This window comes from Bradyrhizobium sp. UNPF46 (assembly GCF_006658625.1).
GTDB lineage: Bacteria > Pseudomonadota > Alphaproteobacteria > Rhizobiales > Xanthobacteraceae > Bradyrhizobium > Bradyrhizobium nitroreducens.
In genome coordinates this window covers 1-1,477 of record NZ_LFJB01000141.1, presented here as the reverse complement: position 1 = coordinate 1,477, position 1,477 = coordinate 1, and the positions used below count along the sequence as shown (strand labels likewise).

2 protein-coding genes and 1 pseudogene are annotated in these 1,477 nt (G+C 65.5%); all 3 read right to left on the bottom strand.

Annotated elements, in window-relative coordinates; genetic code table 11:
• Window positions 1-1,022 (bottom strand): methyl-accepting chemotaxis protein (locus UNPF46_RS37170; protein WP_181770285.1); only part of this gene is annotated, 1,022 nt, incomplete at its 3' end.
• A 58-nt stretch (window positions 1,023-1,080) separates the two neighbouring features.
• Window positions 1,081-1,260, bottom strand: coding sequence for a hypothetical protein (locus tag UNPF46_RS38100; RefSeq protein ID WP_181770284.1), 180 nt, complete (start codon window positions 1,258-1,260; stop codon window positions 1,081-1,083).
• Window positions 1,261-1,291: 31 nt separating this feature from the next.
• Window positions 1,292-1,477 (bottom strand): annotated as a pseudogene (locus UNPF46_RS37165) (methyl-accepting chemotaxis protein); the annotation flags it as partial.

The window sequence follows — 1,477 nt, the reverse complement described above, 5'->3', positions numbered from 1 at the left end:
CTGGCTTCGGTGGCGGCCGAGCCGACCAATGCGGCGCGGCGGTTGGTGCCTTCGGCGGTCGAGGACATCGACTTGGCGGTATGCTCAAGCTCGCCGGAGCCGGAGGCCATCAGGCCGACGAGCTGGCCGACGGAGGCGTCGAAGCGGTCGGCAAGCGCGACCAGGGCGTCGCGCTTCTCTTGCTCGCTGCGCGACTTGGCTGCCACTTGCTCCGCCTCCAGTGTGCGGGCCGTCAGCGCAGTCTGCCTGAGCACTTCGAGAGTCTCGGCCATGCGGCCGATCTCGTCGCCGCGGCCGGTCTCCTCGACGGGCTTGTCGATGGCGCCTTCGGAGATCGCCTGCATCCGGTTCTTCTGGCGGTCGAGCGCACTGAGCACGTCGCGGGCGATCAGCCAGGACAAGGTCGCCATCAACAGCATCAGGCCGATGCCGATTGCGGCGAGCTCCAGTGTCAGCGCGCGCACGTCGGCGTCGATGTCGTCGACATAGAGGCCGTAGGCAATTGCGACGTTCCAGGGCGCAAAGTAGCGCGCGAAGACCAGCTTGCGAACGGGAACGGTCTCGCCCGGACGCGGGAAAAGATAGGACAGTATGGCGCCTTCAGGGGCCCGTCTGGCCGTGTGGACTGTTGCATCGCTGATCACGATGCCATTGGCGTCCTTGATGCCGTTGTTCTTGCCCTCGAGCTGAGGCGCGCCGCCGTTCATCATGACGGTCGAATCGGCGGTGTAGACGACGGGATAGCCCTGGCCGCCGCCAAACTTCATCTGCCGGCCGCGCAGCTTGAACTGGGCCTGGGCATCGGCGAGCGTCATCTTGCCGGCGGCGACCTCGTCATGAAGCGATTGCGCGAAGCCGTGCAGCAGATCGACCGCCGTCTGCATCTGGCGCGCGCGATCGTCGAGCATGCGGGTCTTGCTGAGATAGGCCGATGCAACGATGAGCGCGGTCACCGTGAGCGCTGCGAGACAGACCATGCTGGCGAGCTTGGTGCGGATCTTCAGGTGACTGAGCAGCGTCATGACGGCCTCGGGAACGGTTGTAGAATGCTTGTTCTCGCGCAGCCGTATCAGGAAGTTCTTACCATTCCTGAACGCAGCGGATGGCGCGTTCCGGCGCGGCGCAATCCGCGCAGCCGTGGACACGCATATGCAGGCGAGACGCCAACGCCTGCGGCGACGTGTCCAGAAAAATATGGATCGTGATCGCGTTTACGCGGTCGAGCATCGGCTCAACCGATGCATCGATTCGTCGATGCATCGTCGCGTTCGAGCCACGGATGTCGCGCGGCCTACGCCGCGCGCACGCCTGCCAGGAAGGTCCCGACCTCACCGGAGAGCTGCTCGGCCTGCTTGGAGAGGTTGCTGGCGGCAGTGAGCACCATGCCGGCCGCGTTGCCGGTCTCGTTGGCAGCGGTCGAGACGCCGCCGATATTGGTGGTGACCTCCTTGGTCGCCTCCGCGGTCTGCGAGACGCT